19 protein-coding genes are annotated in these 18,368 nt (G+C 41.9%); 8 read left to right on the forward strand and 11 right to left on the reverse strand.

Translation table 11 applies throughout. The features are described 5' to 3' along the window. Nucleotides 1–11: 11 nt before the first annotated feature. Nucleotides 12–1,022, reverse strand: a complete 1,011-nt coding sequence (dctP, locus tag G3W54_RS10425; protein WP_162652990.1) for a TRAP transporter substrate-binding protein DctP — start codon at nucleotides 1,020–1,022, stop codon at nucleotides 12–14. Nucleotides 1,023–1,263: 241 nt separating this feature from the next. Between dctP and G3W54_RS10430 the strand changes: the two genes are divergently transcribed. Both G3W54_RS10430 and G3W54_RS10435 read left to right on the forward strand, forming a co-directional pair. Further along, the gene (locus G3W54_RS10430; protein ID WP_174244223.1) at nucleotides 1,264–1,716 is read left to right on the forward strand and encodes an Lrp/AsnC family transcriptional regulator; all 453 of its coding nucleotides are present in this window, start codon (nucleotides 1,264–1,266) and stop codon (nucleotides 1,714–1,716) included. Between the two features lie 1,004 nt (nucleotides 1,717–2,720). Beyond that, nucleotides 2,721–3,362 (forward strand): GntR family transcriptional regulator, encoded by a 642-nt coding sequence (locus G3W54_RS10435; protein ID WP_162652991.1) that lies wholly within the window; start codon nucleotides 2,721–2,723, stop codon nucleotides 3,360–3,362. An 80-nt stretch (nucleotides 3,363–3,442) separates the two neighbouring features. Here the strand turns inward: G3W54_RS10435 and G3W54_RS10440 are convergent, their stop codons facing one another. The 3 genes from G3W54_RS10440 to G3W54_RS10450 all read right to left on the reverse strand — a co-directional run bounded on the left by G3W54_RS10440 (nucleotide 3,443) and on the right by G3W54_RS10450 (nucleotide 5,978). After that, complete coding sequence (locus G3W54_RS10440) at nucleotides 3,443–4,426, reverse strand: hypothetical protein (protein ID WP_162652992.1); 984 nt, start codon at nucleotides 4,424–4,426, stop codon at nucleotides 3,443–3,445. Between the two features lies 1 nt (nucleotide 4,427). Beyond that, complete coding sequence (locus G3W54_RS10445) at nucleotides 4,428–5,396, reverse strand: hypothetical protein (protein WP_162652993.1); 969 nt, start codon at nucleotides 5,394–5,396, stop codon at nucleotides 4,428–4,430. 153 nt (nucleotides 5,397–5,549) lie between these two features. Continuing rightward, nucleotides 5,550–5,978, reverse strand: a complete 429-nt coding sequence (locus G3W54_RS10450; RefSeq protein ID WP_162652994.1) for a hypothetical protein — start codon at nucleotides 5,976–5,978, stop codon at nucleotides 5,550–5,552. Between the two features lie 290 nt (nucleotides 5,979–6,268). Between G3W54_RS10450 and G3W54_RS10455 the strand changes: the two genes are divergently transcribed. Genes G3W54_RS10455 through G3W54_RS10470 form a run of 4 tightly spaced genes read left to right on the forward strand, consistent with a single transcriptional unit; the run spans nucleotide 6,269 to nucleotide 11,093 of the window. Beyond that, a complete protein-coding gene (locus G3W54_RS10455; protein WP_162652995.1) occupies nucleotides 6,269–6,973 on the forward strand; it encodes an ABC transporter ATP-binding protein in 705 nt (234 codons plus the stop codon). Continuing rightward, the gene (locus G3W54_RS10460) at nucleotides 6,970–8,154 is read left to right on the forward strand and encodes an ABC transporter permease (RefSeq protein ID WP_162652996.1); all 1,185 of its coding nucleotides are present in this window, start codon (nucleotides 6,970–6,972) and stop codon (nucleotides 8,152–8,154) included. Before G3W54_RS10455 ends, G3W54_RS10460 begins: the two co-directional genes overlap by 4 nt. Further along, nucleotides 8,154–9,716: a TolC family protein gene (locus G3W54_RS10465; RefSeq protein WP_162652997.1), complete on the forward strand. Its 1,563-nt coding sequence runs from the start codon at nucleotides 8,154–8,156 to the stop codon at nucleotides 9,714–9,716. The genes G3W54_RS10460 and G3W54_RS10465 overlap by 1 nt, the downstream gene beginning before the upstream one ends. 3 nt (nucleotides 9,717–9,719) lie before the next feature. After that, the gene (locus tag G3W54_RS10470; protein WP_162652998.1) at nucleotides 9,720–11,093 is read left to right on the forward strand and encodes an HlyD family efflux transporter periplasmic adaptor subunit; all 1,374 of its coding nucleotides are present in this window, start codon (nucleotides 9,720–9,722) and stop codon (nucleotides 11,091–11,093) included. Nucleotides 11,094–11,207: 114 nt separating this feature from the next. Here G3W54_RS10470 and G3W54_RS10475 read toward each other — a convergent pair whose 3' ends face one another. The 7 genes from G3W54_RS10475 to G3W54_RS10505 all read right to left on the reverse strand — a co-directional run bounded on the left by G3W54_RS10475 (nucleotide 11,208) and on the right by G3W54_RS10505 (nucleotide 15,732). Then, nucleotides 11,208–11,405, reverse strand: coding sequence for a DNA cytosine methyltransferase (locus tag G3W54_RS10475; protein WP_197742823.1), 198 nt, complete (start codon nucleotides 11,403–11,405; stop codon nucleotides 11,208–11,210). A 496-nt stretch (nucleotides 11,406–11,901) separates the two neighbouring features. Beyond that, complete coding sequence (locus G3W54_RS10480) at nucleotides 11,902–12,507, reverse strand: hypothetical protein (protein ID WP_162652999.1); 606 nt, start codon at nucleotides 12,505–12,507, stop codon at nucleotides 11,902–11,904. Between the two features lie 77 nt (nucleotides 12,508–12,584). Then, nucleotides 12,585–13,085, reverse strand: a complete 501-nt coding sequence (locus G3W54_RS10485) for a hypothetical protein (RefSeq protein ID WP_162653000.1) — start codon at nucleotides 13,083–13,085, stop codon at nucleotides 12,585–12,587. A 9-nt stretch (nucleotides 13,086–13,094) separates the two neighbouring features. Continuing rightward, a complete protein-coding gene (locus G3W54_RS10490) occupies nucleotides 13,095–13,646 on the reverse strand; it encodes a hypothetical protein (RefSeq protein WP_162653001.1) in 552 nt (183 codons plus the stop codon). A 321-nt stretch (nucleotides 13,647–13,967) separates the two neighbouring features. Next, on the reverse strand, nucleotides 13,968–14,621 hold the full coding sequence (locus G3W54_RS10495; protein WP_162653002.1) for a hypothetical protein: 654 nt from the start codon (nucleotides 14,619–14,621) through the stop codon (nucleotides 13,968–13,970). Between the two features lie 51 nt (nucleotides 14,622–14,672). After that, the gene (locus tag G3W54_RS10500) at nucleotides 14,673–15,113 is read right to left on the reverse strand and encodes a DUF3592 domain-containing protein (RefSeq protein ID WP_343162561.1); all 441 of its coding nucleotides are present in this window, start codon (nucleotides 15,111–15,113) and stop codon (nucleotides 14,673–14,675) included. 1 nt (nucleotide 15,114) lies between these two features. Next, a complete protein-coding gene (locus tag G3W54_RS10505) occupies nucleotides 15,115–15,732 on the reverse strand; it encodes a hypothetical protein (protein ID WP_162653004.1) in 618 nt (205 codons plus the stop codon). Between the two features lie 183 nt (nucleotides 15,733–15,915). Here G3W54_RS10505 and G3W54_RS10510 point away from each other — a divergent pair, with 183 nt between their 5' ends. Then, complete coding sequence (locus G3W54_RS10510; RefSeq protein ID WP_162653005.1) at nucleotides 15,916–17,046, forward strand: helix-turn-helix transcriptional regulator; 1,131 nt, start codon at nucleotides 15,916–15,918, stop codon at nucleotides 17,044–17,046. A 174-nt stretch (nucleotides 17,047–17,220) separates the two neighbouring features. Further along, nucleotides 17,221–18,363: a helix-turn-helix transcriptional regulator gene (locus G3W54_RS10515; RefSeq protein ID WP_162653006.1), complete on the forward strand. Its 1,143-nt coding sequence runs from the start codon at nucleotides 17,221–17,223 to the stop codon at nucleotides 18,361–18,363. Nucleotides 18,364–18,368: the final 5 nt, after the last annotated feature.

Here is an 18,368-nt window from a genome sequence, read left to right on the forward strand (position 1 = left end):
TAAAGGCAGACTCACCGTCCCAGAGCTGTCAGAACTCGCTCACGGTATGCTGGAGCATTCCCACCAGCTTCGTCGGCAAGCTCTTTCCATATCTCGGTCACGGAAGCTACAAATAAATCACGGTCTTCCTGTGGGAAATCTTCACCCCATGTCACACCCTGAGTTCCTAATTTTTCACGCGCAGCAAGCTCGCGCTCAAAGTCATCTTCATATTGGTTCGTGCGGTCCCACAGATCGTTTGCGGCCGACGCAATAGCAGCTTTGGTCGCTTCATCTGTATCGGCCCAGCGATCAGATGCGACACCAATCACATAAGGTCCAGAAGCCATCGGATAAAGGAATGAAGCATGTTTGGCAACTTCCTGAAGTGATACCGTATGAGCATAGAGCGCCGGATATAGCGCGCAATCAACGACCCCAGTTTTCAAAGCAACATACATCTCTTCTTGTGGGATGATCTGAGCTGCAACGCCTAGGCGTTTGAAAGTCTCGACCTGATCCCGCGCCCAAACACGCAGTTTCTTTGATTTTAATGCATCGATCGTTCGGACTGGTTCGTCTCGACAAAATACCGACACAGACAACATTGGGATCGCAACATAGCCAACTGAAGATACTCCCCAATCATTGAATTCTTCTTCATAAATTTCTCTAACCGCAGGGATGGCTTTTTCGAACTCCTCAATAGAGCCGATAGTTCCCTGAACAACCACCGAACTCAGCGCGGGAGCGTCCCGACCAAGATAGTTGGCCCATAACAAGCTCATCTCGACGGCACCTTTTGGAAGAAAGCGCAGCGCATCGGTATTGGGCAAACCAAGCGATCCACCGCTATAAATTTTCAATTCGCTCTTTTCGCCAAGAGCATTATTAACGTCTTGTACGAACTTCTCCAATTCTGCTGTCTCCGGACGGGTTTCCGGCAGAAAGTTATTAAAACGCCATTCTTCAGCCACAACGGAAGACATCGTTGCAGCAACAATGGCGGTATTTACGATAATTATTTTGATTAGTTTTTTCATGATAGTTCCTCCTTCTATTACGGTACAGTGGTGTGACTAAGTATTCCAACTAATATTGTCGCCATTTCCAGAATATTGATCGGTGATTTATCCATTTTTGACGAATATGACCACATGTTAACAACTTTGCGTAGGCAATTACACAGCAGTGAAATCCCGTCAAGCAAGCAACCTTGTAATTAGATCAAACATATGTTTATTCACTAATTATTGGGTCATATGAGCGAGACTGCGATTAATCATGGATAAAATAGATCGAAATATAGTCGAAACATTGCAGAAAGATAGTTCGTTATCCCAAAGACAATTGGCGGATAAGGTCAATCTATCTCAAAATGCCTGCTGGAGACGATTGCAAAAATTAAATGAGACTGGTGTCATTGTTGGATCGACTGTTTTGTTAGACCGTGAAAAACTTGGTCTGGGTCTCGTTGTTTTCATGATGGTCAAGACACGGCACCACTCTGCTGAGTGGCTGGCTACGTTTCGACGATCCGTTTTACTAATACCTGATGTGGTGGATTTTTTTCGAATTGGCGGAGAATATGACTACATGATCAAAGTTATCACCGAAGACATGAGCTCCTACGATGTAGTTTACCAACGCCTTATTACAGCTGTTGAGCTCGATTCCGTAACATCATATTTTTCAATGGAAGCAATTGTTGAACAGAGGCCATTAAAGATAGTATAAACTTGATGGACTACACTTTGCATCGCATTCCGACGTCCATGTGCCCCAGGAAAAAAGTTAGACATAACTCCTATGTCCTCATAACTTTACCAACTTGTATATGAGTAGTCTTCTGATTTATCGCAACTTCACGATGTCTGCTGTTGATATGTCAGCCGAAGTAAAATCGTCAATTCTGGTAGGAAACTGAGTGCCAAAGGCAGACATTCTAGCCATCGGATTCGATACTATATGTTCTAATTTCCGGATTGAAGCAGAAACGGCAATATAAATGTTGCTGTTTTGTTTGATTTCATTGGTTACCATACATCTAATTGGTTCTATGCTAAAATTTCCTCGCATTTTTCATCTCTTTTGAAAAAGATGTAATAGAACGCTGGTGCAGCAATCAGTGTTTGGACTGATGCAAAGAATTGATCGCTTATTAATGGTAGCATACTAAGAATAGTTGTTGCTGTAGCTTGAATATCTGGTCGTAACCTTGATTTAGATGAATTAACGATAGCCTCCTTCAATTTCAACCTTCTGTACGAACAAAATCAATTTCTTAGACAAGTACGATACCCTTTTCAATCAACATTCCTGAAAGGCTCAGTGAGCCAAATAATGCTGTGAAACAGCATGAAAGATAAGCCGCTAGTAGTTCAATGGCCACTCCATTTGTTTCCATTGGTAAAAGCTATCTTGGGGTTTTGAGTTATTTTAAAACCAATCATTTTGTGAAAACTGATTTGGGATAGGTAATCGATTTTACCAATAATATCACAAATATTGGTACTAATAATTCTGCGCAAGAAGATGCAATTATTGGTTATTTCATGAGAATAAAAAACTTACTATTCTATCCAGAGTATCACTTTTAATACTTTTCAACCGAGGTTAAATAGATGATCATTTAGATATTGATTTTGGGGAGCTGTTTTACAACGAGGTAAATGGTGTGCTTTCCATTTTTAATAATTCATATCCAGTTTTTATGGTTGTAGATAGTATTAGAGGTATAAATGAATAGCTCTGAAAAATCCTTTGCTTCTATGAATGCATCAGAAAAAACCCTCACAATACTACATGAACGAATAATAGGTGGTCATTACAAACTAAATGATTATATGAACCCACGCGACTTATGCGAGGATCTTAAAGTCAGTCCAGTCCCAGTGCGCGAAGCTTTAATCAGGTTATCTGAACGTCAACTACTTGAATGGGATCGTAACCGAGGCTTCCGAATTGCTCGCTTAGAAATTCGTGATGTGATGTCGGTTTATGAGCAATTACAATCTCTATATTGTAATGGCATAACCCGCCTATCACAAGCAGCCGGTGAGTTTAATGACTCAGAACTTTCGGAAGTTGTGAATGCAGAACCTAATGCATTAGACAAAAATATTGAGATGTTTACACGGAATGTTTTAACCCCAAGAGAACAGTTGAGGGCGGGAATACTCTGGAATCAACTTTGGTACATACGATTGAAAATACTGAAAAACGGAGGAATGATGATAAGAACGGCCTCCGATATAACACAATTAAAATTGGCTATACTAAATGGGCAGTTTAGCGAAGCATCCGAAATCTGTGAACGTTCATTTCGCGATACCAGCCAGGATGTAATTAATATGATGGCAATAGATGGTTGGGCAAATTAACACGCGACAAACATTTCCAATCTGCAATAGGCACGTCAGATAGTGCTATTATTGATCGAAAATCAATTTCAGTTAAATTCTCATGAAACATTGTAGAGTTCTCGCGTTCTTGCCAGAACATCATCTAATCGGTCTTCAAAGCCCACGAACCAAGGCTGTTTGCGCAGATCATCTTCGTTTTCAACATTACCGATGCTTGTTAAACCTGGCCTGCTCGACCAATTGTCAAAGGCTTCCATCAACAGCCGAACTAAAGGGTTGTCAGATGTGAAATCTTCCCCAATTTGACCACGGTCATTCATTTCCATCTCGTAATGGGATTGACTAACAGCTCTTGCGTGGGCCCACGTGATCGAAGACTTCTCTTCAGGACTAACTTTATCCAGAAATAGAATTGACGCCTTTTCTATTTTCGCATGATCCTGCATTCCAGGAGGAACGGCCTTATCATAGCTATCAGCTAACCGTGAAGGACCGCTATACCTTCCCATCGCCAAGCCTTGTTGCTGAACCATTAGTGATTTTGCGGTTCTTTGCTCTAGATCAGTGAATACGCCACCTTCATTACTAGCGACGGCATGAAGCGCTCTGCGATCAAGTTCGCCAAATAATGAATTCTTATCAATACCTTCAAATGTATTCTTTTCAAATGGTTGACCATTTTCGGCCATTCGTTCATACTTAATATCAAGGTTTGCTCGCACGGCTTGAGCAACTTCTAGAAATGGGCGATTTTGTGAAAATGGTTGAGCCGCGGGATTTTCAATCGCCGAAGCCAGGTTAGCGACGGAGTAACCCTCCCGGGCAGGGAAGAACTGTTCGTACTTGCTAGGAATTACATTGTTAGCTTGGTTGACCTTTGAAATTGAAAAAAGTGCGTCAACTGATAGTGACACTTTTGAAGCCTCAGATGACAATTGCCGCCCGTTGGCCTGACCATTTTGACGTTGATCTGGTGTTATGGGTCCTGATTGGCTTAATGATGATGTTTTCTCAACATTAGCAAGGTCGCGAAGTAGATAATGCTGAGAACCACCAAGTCCAGTAATGGATGACATAGACATCTTAATCTCCAACACCGTAAAGCTCTTTAGCTCTCAAAATGGCGGCGTCAAGCTGGTCCTCAAAGCCCACGAACCAAGGCTGTCTGCGTAAGTCATTTTCATTTTCTACATTGCCTCCACCCATTACACCCGGCCTATCTGGCCAAGTATCGAGGGCTGCTTTGATAAGCTGTACCAGTGGGTTTTCTGAGGTTAGGTTCTCAGCATCAAGTCCATGCTTACTCATTTCCATCTCGTAGGTCCATTGGTTCACTGCCCTAGTATGCGCCCATGAGATAGTTGATTTCTCTTCAACACCAACTTTATCTAAAAATTCAACGGCGTACTTTGATTGATCAGGTTGTCCAGTGGCTGGGTGAGAATAATTACCCGCCAATCGTGTTGGGCCATTATACGAGCCTGTTGCTAGCCCAAATTGTTGACTCATATACATTTTTGCGATTCGTTGCTCTTTTTCGGAGAAAATGCCACCTTCATTACTTGCGACAGCATGTAATGCCCGTCGGTCAAGTTCGCCATAAAGTGACGCATGGTCAACGCCTTCAAAACTTGAACTATCGAATGGTTTTCCGCTTTCGATCATTTTCTCATATTTACTATCAAGGTTTGCTCGTGCAGCTTGAGCGACTTCTGGAAATGGGCGATTCTGCGAAAATGGTTGAGCCGCGGGATTTTCAACACCTAAAGCCAAATTAGCGACGGAGAATCCCTCTCTGGCAGGAAAGAACTGCTCGTACTTGCTAGGAATTACATTGTTAGCTTGATTGACCTTTGAAATTGAAAAAAGTGCATCAACTGATAGTGATACTTTTGAGGCCTCAGATGACAATCGCTGCCCGTTGGCCTGACCATTCTGACGCTGATTTGGTGTTACAGGTTCTGACTGGTCTGATGATGAAGTTTTTTCTATATTGGCAAGGCTGCGAAGCAGATAATGCTGCGAACCACCATATCCAGTTATCGATGACATCGGCATATTTTTCCAATCAGAGGAGTAAAACGGAGTGATACTCTTACAATACAACTTTGAGCTGGTGTGGGACTTATGTTTACATCATTTTTACTATCGAAATACTTCATATTAATGTGGCGGAAAATAACTTCCGCCACATCAAATTCAAACCTAATCGAGTTCTAACTCGACACTAAAGTCACCGTCTGATCCGAAGCTGACTGAGGTAAAATTATGGCTGCAAGTGATGCCGCTGCTACTTTTTGTCGTGAACACTTGCGGATAGTTCCATGGTCCAGACAATGAACTTCGTAGACGCGATATTTGGAACCTGCAATAACGGCCATTATCATCACGCTCATATTCTACACGACAAGAAACTGATGTTGAAAACGGACTAGTGACATTCGAAGTTTCAGATTGACCGGATAGGATATCAGGCCATGGATCCGCCCACGAACCTGTGCAAGATGTGCTAGATTGATATTCGATGGTAGTGTTTGTATTATTGATGACTTTTGCATCAACTCTCGGTCCAGCATAAGCCAAAGCTGGCATGCTGGCAAGTACAAGTGTGATAATAAGCATTTTCTTAAACATATCGTTTCCTCAATTCCTGAATTTAACAATTGTTGACTTAACTGGATTGATAACAACAGCTTGATCACGCGTTTACTGAAGTAAAAAACCAGCGCTTAATGTAGGGCTTAGAAGTGCTCTACAACTCATCAATATCAAGATTGAAAAACTTTTAAACCCTTATAAACATTATATAAAATACGCCTCAGATTTTATATAATGTGATCCAAATTTTATAAAATGAATATAAATTGTTTGGCTCAATTAAAGCGTATAATTGGCAGTTCACGTTGCCACTATAAGAGCAAAACATGTTAGAAATTGTGAGCGTTTCCAAGAACTATGCCATTCGCAACGGAACAGTTCCCGTACTTAAAGATGTGTCTTCAACCATCAATGATGGAGAGTTATGTGCACTCACGGGCACTTCAGGTTCTGGTAAAACAACACTACTGAACCTAATTGGTTCACTTGATAAGCCAACAAACGGCACAATCAAACTCAATGGCATAGATATTACGCAACTGGACACCAATGATGTAGCTCACGTTCGGAACGAACTGATCGGCTTTGTGTTCCAATCATTTCATTTGTTGGCTCGCCTCACAGCCAAGGACAACGTTGCATTGCCATTAATTTATAGAGGTATTCAAAAAACAAAACGGCGAGACTTAGCATTCAACGCTCTAAAAAAGGTGGGGCTTCATAGCTTTGGCGAGCGCTTTCCTGATGAACTATCGGGTGGACAAAGACAACGAGTGGCCATTGCTCGCGCCCTCGTGGGAAACCCTCCGCTGCTTCTTGCCGACGAACCTACGGGCAATCTTGATAGTCGGTCAGCTAATGACATCATGTCGCTTTTTCAAGCAATCAACAAAGATGCCGGTGTAACCATTCTTATCGTCACACATGACCCGACAATTGCTGCGCGTTGCCCACGTCGAATTGTGATGCGTGATGGTCGTATCTTCGATGATAATCATGACAATCTAAAGCAAGTTGCAGGTTTACCATGAGAAAATCCTCTCTTCGCGTTTCATTGGAAGTTATACTGGATTCATGCGGGAATATTGGTTCTCTCAAAGCTAGAAGTGCTTTAGCCCTTATTGGCGTCGCTATAGGCACCGCTGCTGTAATCGCAATGCTACACGTAGGCCATAACGCTAGGATAGAAGCATTGCGCCAATTTGAGAAAATGGGCACCGATTTAATTAACATTCTACCCGGCACAAGAGAAGGAGAGTTTTCTGATCTTACCGTCAATGACATACAAAAAATATCATCTCTCGAATTTGGCATAAATGCAGTAGCGGCAATATCAAGAACAAGCGCAAATATTCGCGTTGGCAATAGAGAAATTGGAGCGAGCGGTCTAGCCGTATCAGATGAATTTTACTCAATTCTTGGGACCGAACTACATAAAGGACGAGTGACAACACACCTCGATGACTCGCAAGCATTTGTCATTCTCGGATCAGGTCTAGCTCAGCAGCTTGAAAACATAAATGGGCAGCCAGTTGAACTGTGGTCACAAATCACGGTAGATCGTCAGATTTTCAAAGTTGTTGGCATATTTCGCCCAATCATTGCCAATATGGTTTTGGGTATTGATCTTAACAACTCGCTTGTTGTCGCAATTAATGGCGCCCGCCGTCTGGGAGCACAACCTGGTTTTAGCTCAATAGCAGCACGCCTTGCCCCGAATGTAGATGATCGCCACGCATCGCTAAAAATGCAAGAGTATTTAGGTGCTGGGACGAACATCCAGACAGCGCGCCAACTCATTTCGGGCGTTCAAGAACAGATGAAAATATACAGCATTCTTCTTCTGGCGATTGGCGCGGTTTCACTCGTCGTTGGAGGTGTAGGGATTATGAATGTTATGCTGATGAATGTAGTTGAAAGACGGCACGAGATCGGGCTCAGACAAGCTCTTGGCGCACGCCAAGGCGACATTCGTCTTATGTTTCTAATTGAAGCGCTTTTATTATCTAGCGCCGGAAGTATCGGCGGAATTGTAATCGGATCTGTGGCAGCATGGATTTTTACTCATTTTTCAAATTGGCAATTCAGTTCGTCGCCCTTCGCATTACCACTTGGCATAGCCATGGCGTGCAGTGTCGGGCTTTTTTTCGGGAGTTACCCTGCCATTCGCGCGGCCAAGCTTGACCCTGTTACTGCATTAAGGAGCCAATAATGCAGCAGTTTTTAGGGTATAAAAAAGCTGAGCCGCAACCACATTTAAAAACAACATTTAGGTCACTGGCTCTCGCCATTTTGGTGATCGGTTCCGCTGATGCTCAAAATAACATTCCAATCCCTCAACCACGTGATGTCGAAGTTGATAAGACTTCTAAAGTTGCTTCGGCACCCGTTCCTATCCCAGCTGATCGACCGATAGATGGTCCTGCTATTTCAGGTAATGCGATTACATTAGCAGATGCGATTTTCATCGGCCTTAGAGAAAACCGAACAATAAAAAGTGCATACATCAACCGAACAGCTCAAAGATTTGACCTGAAAATTAAAAACGACGCGTTTAAACCAAGATATGGAGTATCAGGGTCACTTGTTAGGCAAAATATTGGCACGCGAGGATCAACTACGATTGATGTATCACCAAGTGTCAGTTTAAAGACACAAACTGGGGCAAAGTTTGAATTTGCATGGGTGAATAGTTCTACACTCGCCAGCAATTTGAACAACTTTTCATCTGTCGCTGAACTAAGTTTTGAGCAACCACTTCTGCGTGGAGCGGGCCAAAATGTAAACTTGGCACCTATCAAACAGGCACATCTTGCAGAGCAGGCAAACAAACAAAAACTGAAGGCAACGGTCGCAGAGGTAATAGGTGCAATCATCTTTGCCCACCGAGATCTTTTGCTATCACAAAAAGAACTAGCTCTTGCAAAATCTTCTGCACGCCGTGCGGAAGAACTGCTTTCGATAAATGATGCACTTATAAAAGCTGGGCGAATGGCTGCGGTTGAGGCAGTACTAGCTGAAGCTGATTTGGAAAACCAAAGATTGCGGATACTACAAGATGAACAACGTGTTGCAGCAGCTCAATTAGCGCTCCTCAATTTATTAGCCTTGGATCTGGACACGCCTATTGTTGCAAAAGAAAGCATGACACCTAAACAAGTTCCACTAAACATTCAAAAACTGATGATGGTCGCATTTGTGATGCGTCCAGATTATTTAAGCCAATTATATACAATTGAACAAAGTAGGTTAGGTTTAAGAGTAGCTGAAAATGAAAAACTTTGGGACCTTAGTCTGTTTGCTCGTGGTCGTTTTGGTTTTCAAACCCAGAGCTCACGACCAAACGAAAAAGTCCAAGACGCAAGTATTGGTTTTCGATTTACAATCCCATTTAATGACCCCGCCCCTCAACAAAAATATTTGCAATCATCTACGAATTTGGAACTAGCGGATATTCGTTTGAAAGAAATCAAACAAGGTATAGAGACGCAAATAAGAGGATCTGCGAACGAAGTTGAGATTTTATGGAAACAAATCGGAATTGCTGAGAAAGCTCTAAAGCTCGCGGAACTGGTCGTTGACATTGAAAAATCCAAACTAAAGGCCGGTCGGTCTTCAACGTTTCAGGTACGTACTTTGGAAGACACATTAAGAGAAAGCGAAATACAGCTACTCAGGGCTCAGGTTGGTTACTTTAATGCTCTAACAAGGCTCGATCTACAGTTGGGAACGACTTTGGATACATGGCGCATTGACTTACGTGATGGAGGATAATGAATGAAGATTGAATCAAAAGGATACTTCGAGCAAAAACCAGATCCAAGTCCAATTAACAGTACCAAAAACCAATCAGATAAGGTTCATGGAACTGTAGCGAATACCAAAACAAAAGGAAAATTCTTAACCTTTGGCCTCTTATTGACTGTTTTGTTGTCAGTTGTTGCTTGGGATTATTGGAACCCAAATACATCAGACTTAGCGATGAGCCAGATAGACAAGACGGCTCCGAAGGTTTTAGAGATAGAACCACAAACAATTTCAAATGATATAGTCATTTTAGGGATGATCGGGGCAGATCAAATAGTTCCAGTTGTTGCACCCTTTGATGGTGTAATTACAAATATTTACGGTCAATTGGGTGCAGCTGTGACCGGTGGAAAAGTTCTGCTAACGCTTGATACCAGCGAGATTGAAATTCAGTTGCGAGAGGCAGAGGCGGAAACCATCAGATCGCGCGTAGCACTTGATTTACTCAAAAACTGGAATTCAAGTGGAGAAGTTTTGCGGGTACAACGTTCCCTAAAGACGGCAGAGTTATTGCTATTAAGTCTGGAAACAAAAACGACCGAACTCGCAGAGCTCTTTAAACGAGGCATCGTATCCAGAAATGAATATAATGGCTTGATTGAGCAGCGCGATAGACAAAAATTTACCGTTCTTGATCAACAACTTGATCTTGAGAGAATACTTGCAAGAGCGAATAAAGAAAATACTCGGTTGGCCGAACTTACGTTTCAAAACGCTCAATCTCGGCACATCCAGTTAAACAATCAAAAAAATAGAGCTTCAATAACAGCTGAAAAATCAGGTATTCTTACGCGCGCTCCGTCCTTAAATAACTCCGCACTGGCAACACCCACAATCGAGCCTGGTGTTCGAGTTGCAAGCGGGCAAGCACTATACGCAATTGCTGACGCTACGACGTTGATAGTATCAAGCACAATTGATGAAGTTGATGTACACAAAATAAGAATGGGTCAAAAAGTTACAATTGAGAGTGACGCATTCCAAAATAAAAGTTTTATCGGTGAAATTGTCAGTATCAGCGCGGAAGCTATTGAAACCGGAAGCAGCAGTAGTGTTCCAGTTTTTGAAGTCCGCGCCCGATTTTCACCTTCAAACGAAATTAAATCAGGTGTTGTAAGGTTGGGTATGTCTGCGCGAATGACAATCGAGATCTATAAAAATCCCGACGCTATCATAGTCCCTATATCTTCAATACATTATATAGCTGATGAACCATTTGTGGGCGTTAAAGATAAGATAACCAATAATATCGAATATGTACCCGTTGAACTAGGGCAAACAACATTGGATGGTATAGAAGTTAGTGCAGGTTTAAAGTCTGGCGACTTGATCTTTATTCAATAGCGAATTGTTACAACAATCCAAATAATATGGCAATACTTTTCGAGTAATCAATAATACTTCAAGTAACTTGTTAATCTCGGTAGGAACGTGGATCAGCACAAAAATTATGCCTCCTCAGGGCCATTCTCTGTCAACATCGCAAACATCGACGACACTAGCTAACTTAGCACATGCAAAATTTGCGTTACGATTGTAGGATGATACAGCATCTTTATCCATCTCTATGGCCAAAGTGGGAGTAAAACCATTTTTCTCGAATGCATGACTAAGGAGCCCTGCCCCAGAGAACAAATCAATCATTTTAATTGTCATACGTCGAAACCCATCAGATTTTTCTGAAAGGATTACATCTGATTTAGGTTAATAAATTGATCCCAAAACAATATTCCAAAAATTTTAAGGGAGATCAATTATCATATCAGTTTATATTACTCTGTCGCATCTCATGCCATTCAAGCCCGACGAAAATGAAACCCAAACGGCACCCAAGAGTTAAAAGCGCAGAGGCACAGCAAACTTATTTAGAGCTAACCCATTCTATAATATAAGAAATTTTGGTAGCGGGAGAGGGACTTGAACCCCCGACACGCGGATTATGATGTGTCATGTTCACAGGCTATAATATTGATTTAATTAATGTATTTTGCGCCATACTAGCACTACGTTAGTTTTTGAAGCGGAAACGATGAAATTCATAGCTAGGCTCACGCAAAATCTTGCAAACACCCTCTCAATTATTTCATTGCTTCGCAGATACTCAATAAGTCAGCTTAATGCAATTTACGACTTCTGAAGTGGCGGAGATCAGTCAACGGCTGTTAAATAGTTTACCAAACAGTCGGAATCTGGCGCTCTGCCCAGACCCGCCTACATCGAGCAACCAATAGTTCGTCAAAGCTATATCGGGACAGGCGTTACCACCACCATAAAATATCAACTTGGTTGGAATGGTATCAGAACCACCTGACCAACCAGGCCCGCTTCCATAGATATTTAATGCCATGAGAAACTCTGTTTTTAACCAGACAGAGGTTGAGGTATCGCCAGGGTTTAAATCTTTAGCAAGATAGAATATTTCATTTGGAAGCTTAGCCTCAAGAACTGTCCGCTCCGAGGTGTCATGGTTCAACACAATTGAAATTAGGTCCCCATTAACACTGAAATCAGTTTCTACTGTGCTTTGAAACCAGTCGAGACCGGATACGCAGTCCTCAGCACACGCTGTCATATACAGATTTCCAGGTCCGTCTAATTCAAGCGCAGACAACACGGAAAATTCGTAGGCTGAAACAGGTAATAAGCCTTGTTCGCGATATCCCGGATCGGCACAACAAGCGCATGCAGACACCTGCTGTGACAACACCAATTCCACGCAGATCGCGTAAACTAAAAGTGCACTTATTTTTTTCATCATATGCCCTACCTGCAATATTGGAATCCAAATGCGCGCCGAAGAAAACTGGAATTCAGTACTAAACAACGATGAATGGTTTACCGAATATCGAAAGAATTTCCACAAACCATTACTGTGCCATTTGAAGAACAGAACCCATCGCTGTCTACATCAAATTCATCCAATGGGGATGCATAGGGATCAATATCATAACTTTTTAACAACAAGGTTATTACGCTTGAGTTTGTTGCGAAAAACGGCTCGAACTCAGGCAAATTATAAAGGGAATAAGCATCCTCATATTCATCGGATTTACAATATCTGAAATCGCTAAATCTAACAATTTGCATCCGTTGAACCATATCCCAAATCTCAAGATTGCAACTTTCTCCTTCTTTATTTAGTACGGCAACATTTCTTGATCTCGTTTCTCCGACCAAGACGATGTCAAAAAGTGATTTTTGCCCGTCCTCTGATCGTTCGATGGTTAGACGCTTGTATATAATCTTAGTATCAGATTTGGCAGAGCCGATAAGGCTTGCCAAAACGACAGTGGCTAAAACAATGGGGCCAAATGGATTTATCATAACATTTGACATTTCTGCACCTCATTCCACTCGTATCCATACTTTGTACCAATTGATTAATTCTTCTGCGTTACAGTCAAATTGCATCAAAGTCACACGCTTTAACGCGTGTATAGCCATTACGTTTTCTGTCGAACAAAACGACAAATCAATGGATAATGATTCTCGGGGTATCGCTGATCTAGGGTCATCACCCGGCAAAATAAATTTCTTCATCTCGTCAATTGTAGGATGCAAGAGCATACGTATCTGTTTTACCAGATCATCCGCATCCACACGGACATCCATTTCCATTTCTACGTCTGCACTTTGTGTAACATCGGCTGTATACGAAAGCCCTTCCTGGTTCGTGACCTTCCAACTTTGCAGGTTAGAATGAGACCAACTTAGGTTGGTTGAAGAAATAGGAGCAGCTTTTTCGTCTCTCAAAATCTCAAACGCATCCCTATATAGGGTGGAATCTGGAGGTTCCGAAATTGGCTTTGCCTCATCTTCGTCAAGTGGAGGCTCATATACATTTAGTATCCCCGTCTTAACTGATCCATCGTCAGAAATATCGAATCTGGATTCCAATATGAGTCTTCGTAGTAGCCAGTGATTTTCTATCAACCCAGTTTCAATATTCTGCTTAACTACGAATTGATGAATGAATGGATTATCATATCGCTCCTGATTATCCTCAATTGTTCGGAGCCAAAATATGTGTGTTAAAGAATTACCCAGCGGTTGATCATCAATATGTATCGCTCTGTATGGTCCTGCGTTCGCTGAGATTGAGCCAAGAATTAAACTCAAAAAACTAAGCAAAAGAACAAATTTTATTTCTGATTGACTGCGTAATTTGTGCAGTCGTTTATTTTGACAAAAATTTATCATCATGTTGCATGAGCTCCCTTAAATCCGTGATGATCGCAAGTACTGAATCAGCCCAATAAACAATGTGCCAAGCGGCAATGTAATAAGCACAATGGACAGAATAAATAACGTTGGGACTCTGTCATCAGAACTACGTTTCGTGAAATCAAGCATCACCACATTATGATCTTCCGGCAACACCTTGGCTGCAGCGGTACCGCCACTTTCAAATGATGCGCAGTGTTTTGGAGCGTCACGATAACTTGGTCCAGAACTACTGGCACGTGTCCAATTATTAGGGTCTCCAAATGGGTGCAAAATAGCTGAGTAAACCTCCTGAGATCCCGGAACTTCGTATTGGATATCGAGGTAACAGATATCAAAACGCCGATCCGCTGTCTCTGGAGATAACGGTGGCTCACCATAAATCCATGTGTGCGCATGTATAACGTTGACTGTTATATGAATACCTCTGCTATCAAGTGCTTGCTCCACCTGAAACTGTTGGTTTGAAATATGCGCGGCGGCGCCAGCAGCAATACCTATCACTATGGGGACTACAAACAAAATCAGATAGATAGCGATTGATTTGAGGCTATTGCCCACATTTGCACTGAGTATTGAGACTAAGAGAACTAATCTAGTCGGCAGGAGTAAACGCCAATGCCTCACGATGGTTTTGAGCTTACTCATCTGGTGCACCTGAACGAATATCAATTTGCAACATTCCCGTTCCCCTTAGCATCATTCCAGCATCACAAATCCAAGTTTGCCCACAAACCAAAATAGGCTACCAAAAAAGACTAAAATGATTGGACCAAGAAACATTCTCCTAAAACCGGACATTTTGGCGTCTTCAGGCGTCCTGAACCGGTATGCGAGAGGAACCCTCTCACCAATATCAAACGTATCCTCGCTGATATCGAACATCACAACATGCCTATTGTCCGAGATATCAAAAAACTCCACATCCAACACATTAGATGAATAATCGATTGTCGAGACATTGTTTCGACGTTGTAGATCAATATCAGTTTTGCTTCGCCTAACCTCAGATGTAGAAACCACCGTTCCAACTGTCTTTTCGGAAACAATGAGAAACCGAAGATTATATGTCATAAATCCGCCACCCCCGAGCATCGCGGTAAACCCAAAAACATAAAAAATCACCAAAAATCGCCTCACTTCAACGCCCCCTCCAGGTACTTCTGATCAAGCAACTAAAAGGAAAAACCACAAAAAAAGCGAACAAAACAACGAGAAGGCTGACAATTAAGCCCTGGAGCAAAGTTGTTAATAAGGTTGGTAGAAAAAGCGTTGTCTCATCGCCAGATATTTTCAGAAAATACATGATCGATTCATGAGCAATAATTCCGGCGTATAAATCAGGAAGAAGAACAAAAAAATGTATTTCCTTGGTAAAGAGAAAAGCTGGAAGCCAGATCAATGCAAGAAAAATTTTTAACTTAAAAGCGATGCTTAAAGCACTCATAACCGATTGCCAGTTGTTTGCACTGGCGCGCCATATTTTTGTACTGGCGACAAAAGAATAGAAGGCTATAAGCATAACAATACCCATCACCATCGCAGTCACTGAATAGACCTTAAACGCAATAATAAAACTAGGTATCGCGCAAACCGATACAATTATGCTCCACCGCATCAAATTCCCATAAAACGCATGTAACAGAATTTGAGGTTGATCTATCGAGGTAGAGCTTTGCATGTCACAAAATTTCATCCTAAAATCTGCACATATTGAAATCGTAAGTTGCAGGCCTACAAAGAGAGGAGCACCTCTCATTGAGTAAACTCCACTAAGTCTTCTCGCATCACCTGTTTGGGTTATAGACAGCCGTAAATGATCTTGTATCTATTCTGACACCGTGACGACCAAAAAATCGGAACAGAAGCTGATGGCACATTTTCCAAATCGCATAATAAATTCCGATAAGCCAAAAGTTACGAAAATAAGGTGAGATTGGAATTGGATACGAATTTACTGAAAACAATCGAGACAATTTACGATTGCGTTGGGAATCAATTTGACCACCAAAAGGCGTTGAGATCTTTCGGGTTGGCCGTTGACAATACCGGTCTGATTTTAACTGAAATATGGCCTCTAATTGGCAAGGCAAATGTTTTAGCCGTTCACAATATCCCGGAAGATGCGGTAAAGGCTATGATTAGTTCATTTGTTTCGATCGAAAACAATTCAATGCTGCAGAACCTCCCTAAAATTCCGGTAGGTGTACCTGTTTTAAGACGAGCATTCGTTTCAGATGAGGAACATTTTGCAAGCGCCATGTATAAGAAAACCTCAGAACCATGGGAACTTCATTCAGAGGGCGTCAGCATATTTAGCAAAGGCCTAATTAGTGTCATCGCATGCGGTTTCGTGCGCAAACCCAACCAGTCAGAAATTAACGCTGAGACCATTTCAAGAATGGCTATCATCAGCAAGCACTATCTCAAAGCGATGAAGATTCATACAAAACTTGATCGGCTACAAACAGCATTACTTAGTAGCAGCGACATACTAGATTTAGTCGACTTTGGGATCATCCTTTATGATAAGAACAAAGAAATCGTGCAGGTAAATAGTGCAGCACAACGTGTTTTAGACAAGATGGATGGCCTATCAATAACAAAATCAGGGCTTAAAATTTTTGATCGGGAAGCTCAAAAAGAGTACGCCGATATTCTCGATGCAAATTTTGACAACAAGCGCGCAGCAGCGTCACTGAACGGAGGCTTGGTTACAGTTAAAAGGCCTTCCCGCCAAAAGCCATTTGGGTTGCTTACAATTCCTATGGATATCAGCAACAATGATACAAATCCAAGAGGAATTGCCACATTAATATTTGATCACTCGGCAAAGAAAGTGACGGCGATTAAACACTTTGCAACGGTTTATGGGTTCACAAAAGTAGAATCCCGACTTGCATTGGAAATTGCGCAAGGAACAAGCCTTGAGGAATATGCACAAAAATTCAAGGTCAGTCTACATACGGTCAGGGTTCAGCTCAGGGCCCTCTTTTCAAAAACCGGAGTAACCCGGCAAGGCGAATTGGTGAGTCTTTTGTTACGCTCAACAAGCGGTTTAAATCTAAAGTAGAACATCCCCATTTTCTGATACGTTTTCTGTTATACATAACCCATATCGGTGATGAAATAGCACCGATTCTTTATTACTCCATTTATTATGATTCAAATGGATGAGCGACTACCTATGTTTGCTCAGTTCTGGAAAAATTTGCCATTAATTTCAACCAAATGAGGAGGATATTAGTTGCAAGATTTATTACTAAAATCAATTGAAGATATATATGATTGCATAACCGATGATGACTATGATCACGATAGAGCAATAGCAACTTTGAGCATTGCAACTGATAGCACAGGATTTGTGCTGTCCAAATTCTGGCCATTGCTTGGCGGCAAGCCTCCAATCGCCTATCACAATCTTCCCGATGATACGATTAGGGCACTAGCGAAATATGATGATACCGACGAAGTAAATGAGCACGCCATGTTTAAAAACATCATCATGCTCCCGGAGCGCATGCCCATGCTGCGGCGAGCCTTTTTATCGGATGAAGAGCATTATAGAACCCTTCTATATGAAACTGCAGCCAAACCTTGGGGAATACATTCTGAAGGTGTTGTAATACTCAACAAGGACGAACGGAGTAATTTAGCTTGTTGGTTTGCACGTATGGGAGGTCAGAGCGAAGTTGACTCAGAATTATTGACCAGAATTTCATTTCTTAATAATCATCTGGCCAGATCAATGAAGCTGCAAAACAAAATTAGTGTGTTGAATAAAGCGGTCATAAGATCCAATAGCGCGTTAGACCTTGTTGACTTTGGTTTACTTCTTTTCCAGCATTCTGATTCACCGGTTTTTATCAATAAACCAGCGCAAGATATGTGCAGCTATAAAGATGGGTTGGACTTAAACAAAGGTGGATTAGTTGTACAAAACAACTGCGCTGATCACCAATATAACCAACTTATTGCCCGAATGGGTGATACAAACATACCGCTCTCAGAGCGGTCTGGTGGGCTTGTTCGAGCACCAAGACCATCTGGCAAAACACCCTATAATGTAATGGCTATTCCATTATCAAATTCTACAAGTGGGCTGTTTCCAAATGTGAATATTGCAGTTCTGATTTTTGATCCAGAGTTAAAGAAAACCAACGCGACAGAATTTTATATGAAGACATTTAATCTCACACAGGCTGAAGCAATGTTTGCAGCAGAACTCGCGCAGGGAATGAGTGTCAGTGAATATGTGGAAAAGAAGGGCATAAAAATCTCGACGGCGAGAACACAGCTAAAGTCGATATTTGCGAAAACGGAGACATCCCGTCAGGCTGTACTGATCAGCCTTCTTTTAAGATCAATAGCGGGCGTGAACTTAGGGTAGGCTAA

This window comes from Lentilitoribacter sp. Alg239-R112, from assembly GCF_900537175.1.
Classification (GTDB): Bacteria; Pseudomonadota; Alphaproteobacteria; order Rhizobiales; family Rhizobiaceae; genus Lentilitoribacter.

Bases quoted from the DNA above. Each gene is read 5' to 3' on its own strand.
- dctP (WP_162652990.1), bottom strand. From the start codon at position 1,022: ATGAAAAAACTAATCAAAATAATTATCGTAAATACCGCCATTGTTGCT.
- G3W54_RS10430 (WP_174244223.1), top strand. From the start codon at position 1,264: ATGGATAAAATAGATCGAAATATAGTCGAAACATTGCAGAAAGATAGT.
- G3W54_RS10435 (WP_162652991.1), top strand. From the start codon at position 2,721: ATGAATAGCTCTGAAAAATCCTTTGCTTCTATGAATGCATCAGAAAAA.
- G3W54_RS10440 (WP_162652992.1), bottom strand. From the start codon at position 4,426: ATGTCTATGTCATCCATTACTGGACTTGGTGGTTCTCAGCATTATCTA.
- G3W54_RS10445 (WP_162652993.1), bottom strand. From the start codon at position 5,396: ATGTCATCGATAACTGGATATGGTGGTTCGCAGCATTATCTGCTTCGC.
- G3W54_RS10450 (WP_162652994.1), bottom strand. From the start codon at position 5,978: ATGTTTAAGAAAATGCTTATTATCACACTTGTACTTGCCAGCATGCCA.
- G3W54_RS10455 (WP_162652995.1), top strand. From the start codon at position 6,269: ATGTTAGAAATTGTGAGCGTTTCCAAGAACTATGCCATTCGCAACGGA.
- G3W54_RS10460 (WP_162652996.1), top strand. From the start codon at position 6,970: ATGAGAAAATCCTCTCTTCGCGTTTCATTGGAAGTTATACTGGATTCA.
- G3W54_RS10465 (WP_162652997.1), top strand. From the start codon at position 8,154: ATGCAGCAGTTTTTAGGGTATAAAAAAGCTGAGCCGCAACCACATTTA.
- G3W54_RS10470 (WP_162652998.1), top strand. From the start codon at position 9,720: ATGAAGATTGAATCAAAAGGATACTTCGAGCAAAAACCAGATCCAAGT.
- G3W54_RS10475 (WP_197742823.1), bottom strand. From the start codon at position 11,405: ATGACAATTAAAATGATTGATTTGTTCTCTGGGGCAGGGCTCCTTAGT.
- G3W54_RS10480 (WP_162652999.1), bottom strand. From the start codon at position 12,507: ATGATGAAAAAAATAAGTGCACTTTTAGTTTACGCGATCTGCGTGGAA.
- G3W54_RS10485 (WP_162653000.1), bottom strand. From the start codon at position 13,085: ATGTCAAATGTTATGATAAATCCATTTGGCCCCATTGTTTTAGCCACT.
- G3W54_RS10495 (WP_162653002.1), bottom strand. From the start codon at position 14,621: ATGAGTAAGCTCAAAACCATCGTGAGGCATTGGCGTTTACTCCTGCCG.
- G3W54_RS10505 (WP_162653004.1), bottom strand. From the start codon at position 15,732: ATGAGAGGTGCTCCTCTCTTTGTAGGCCTGCAACTTACGATTTCAATA.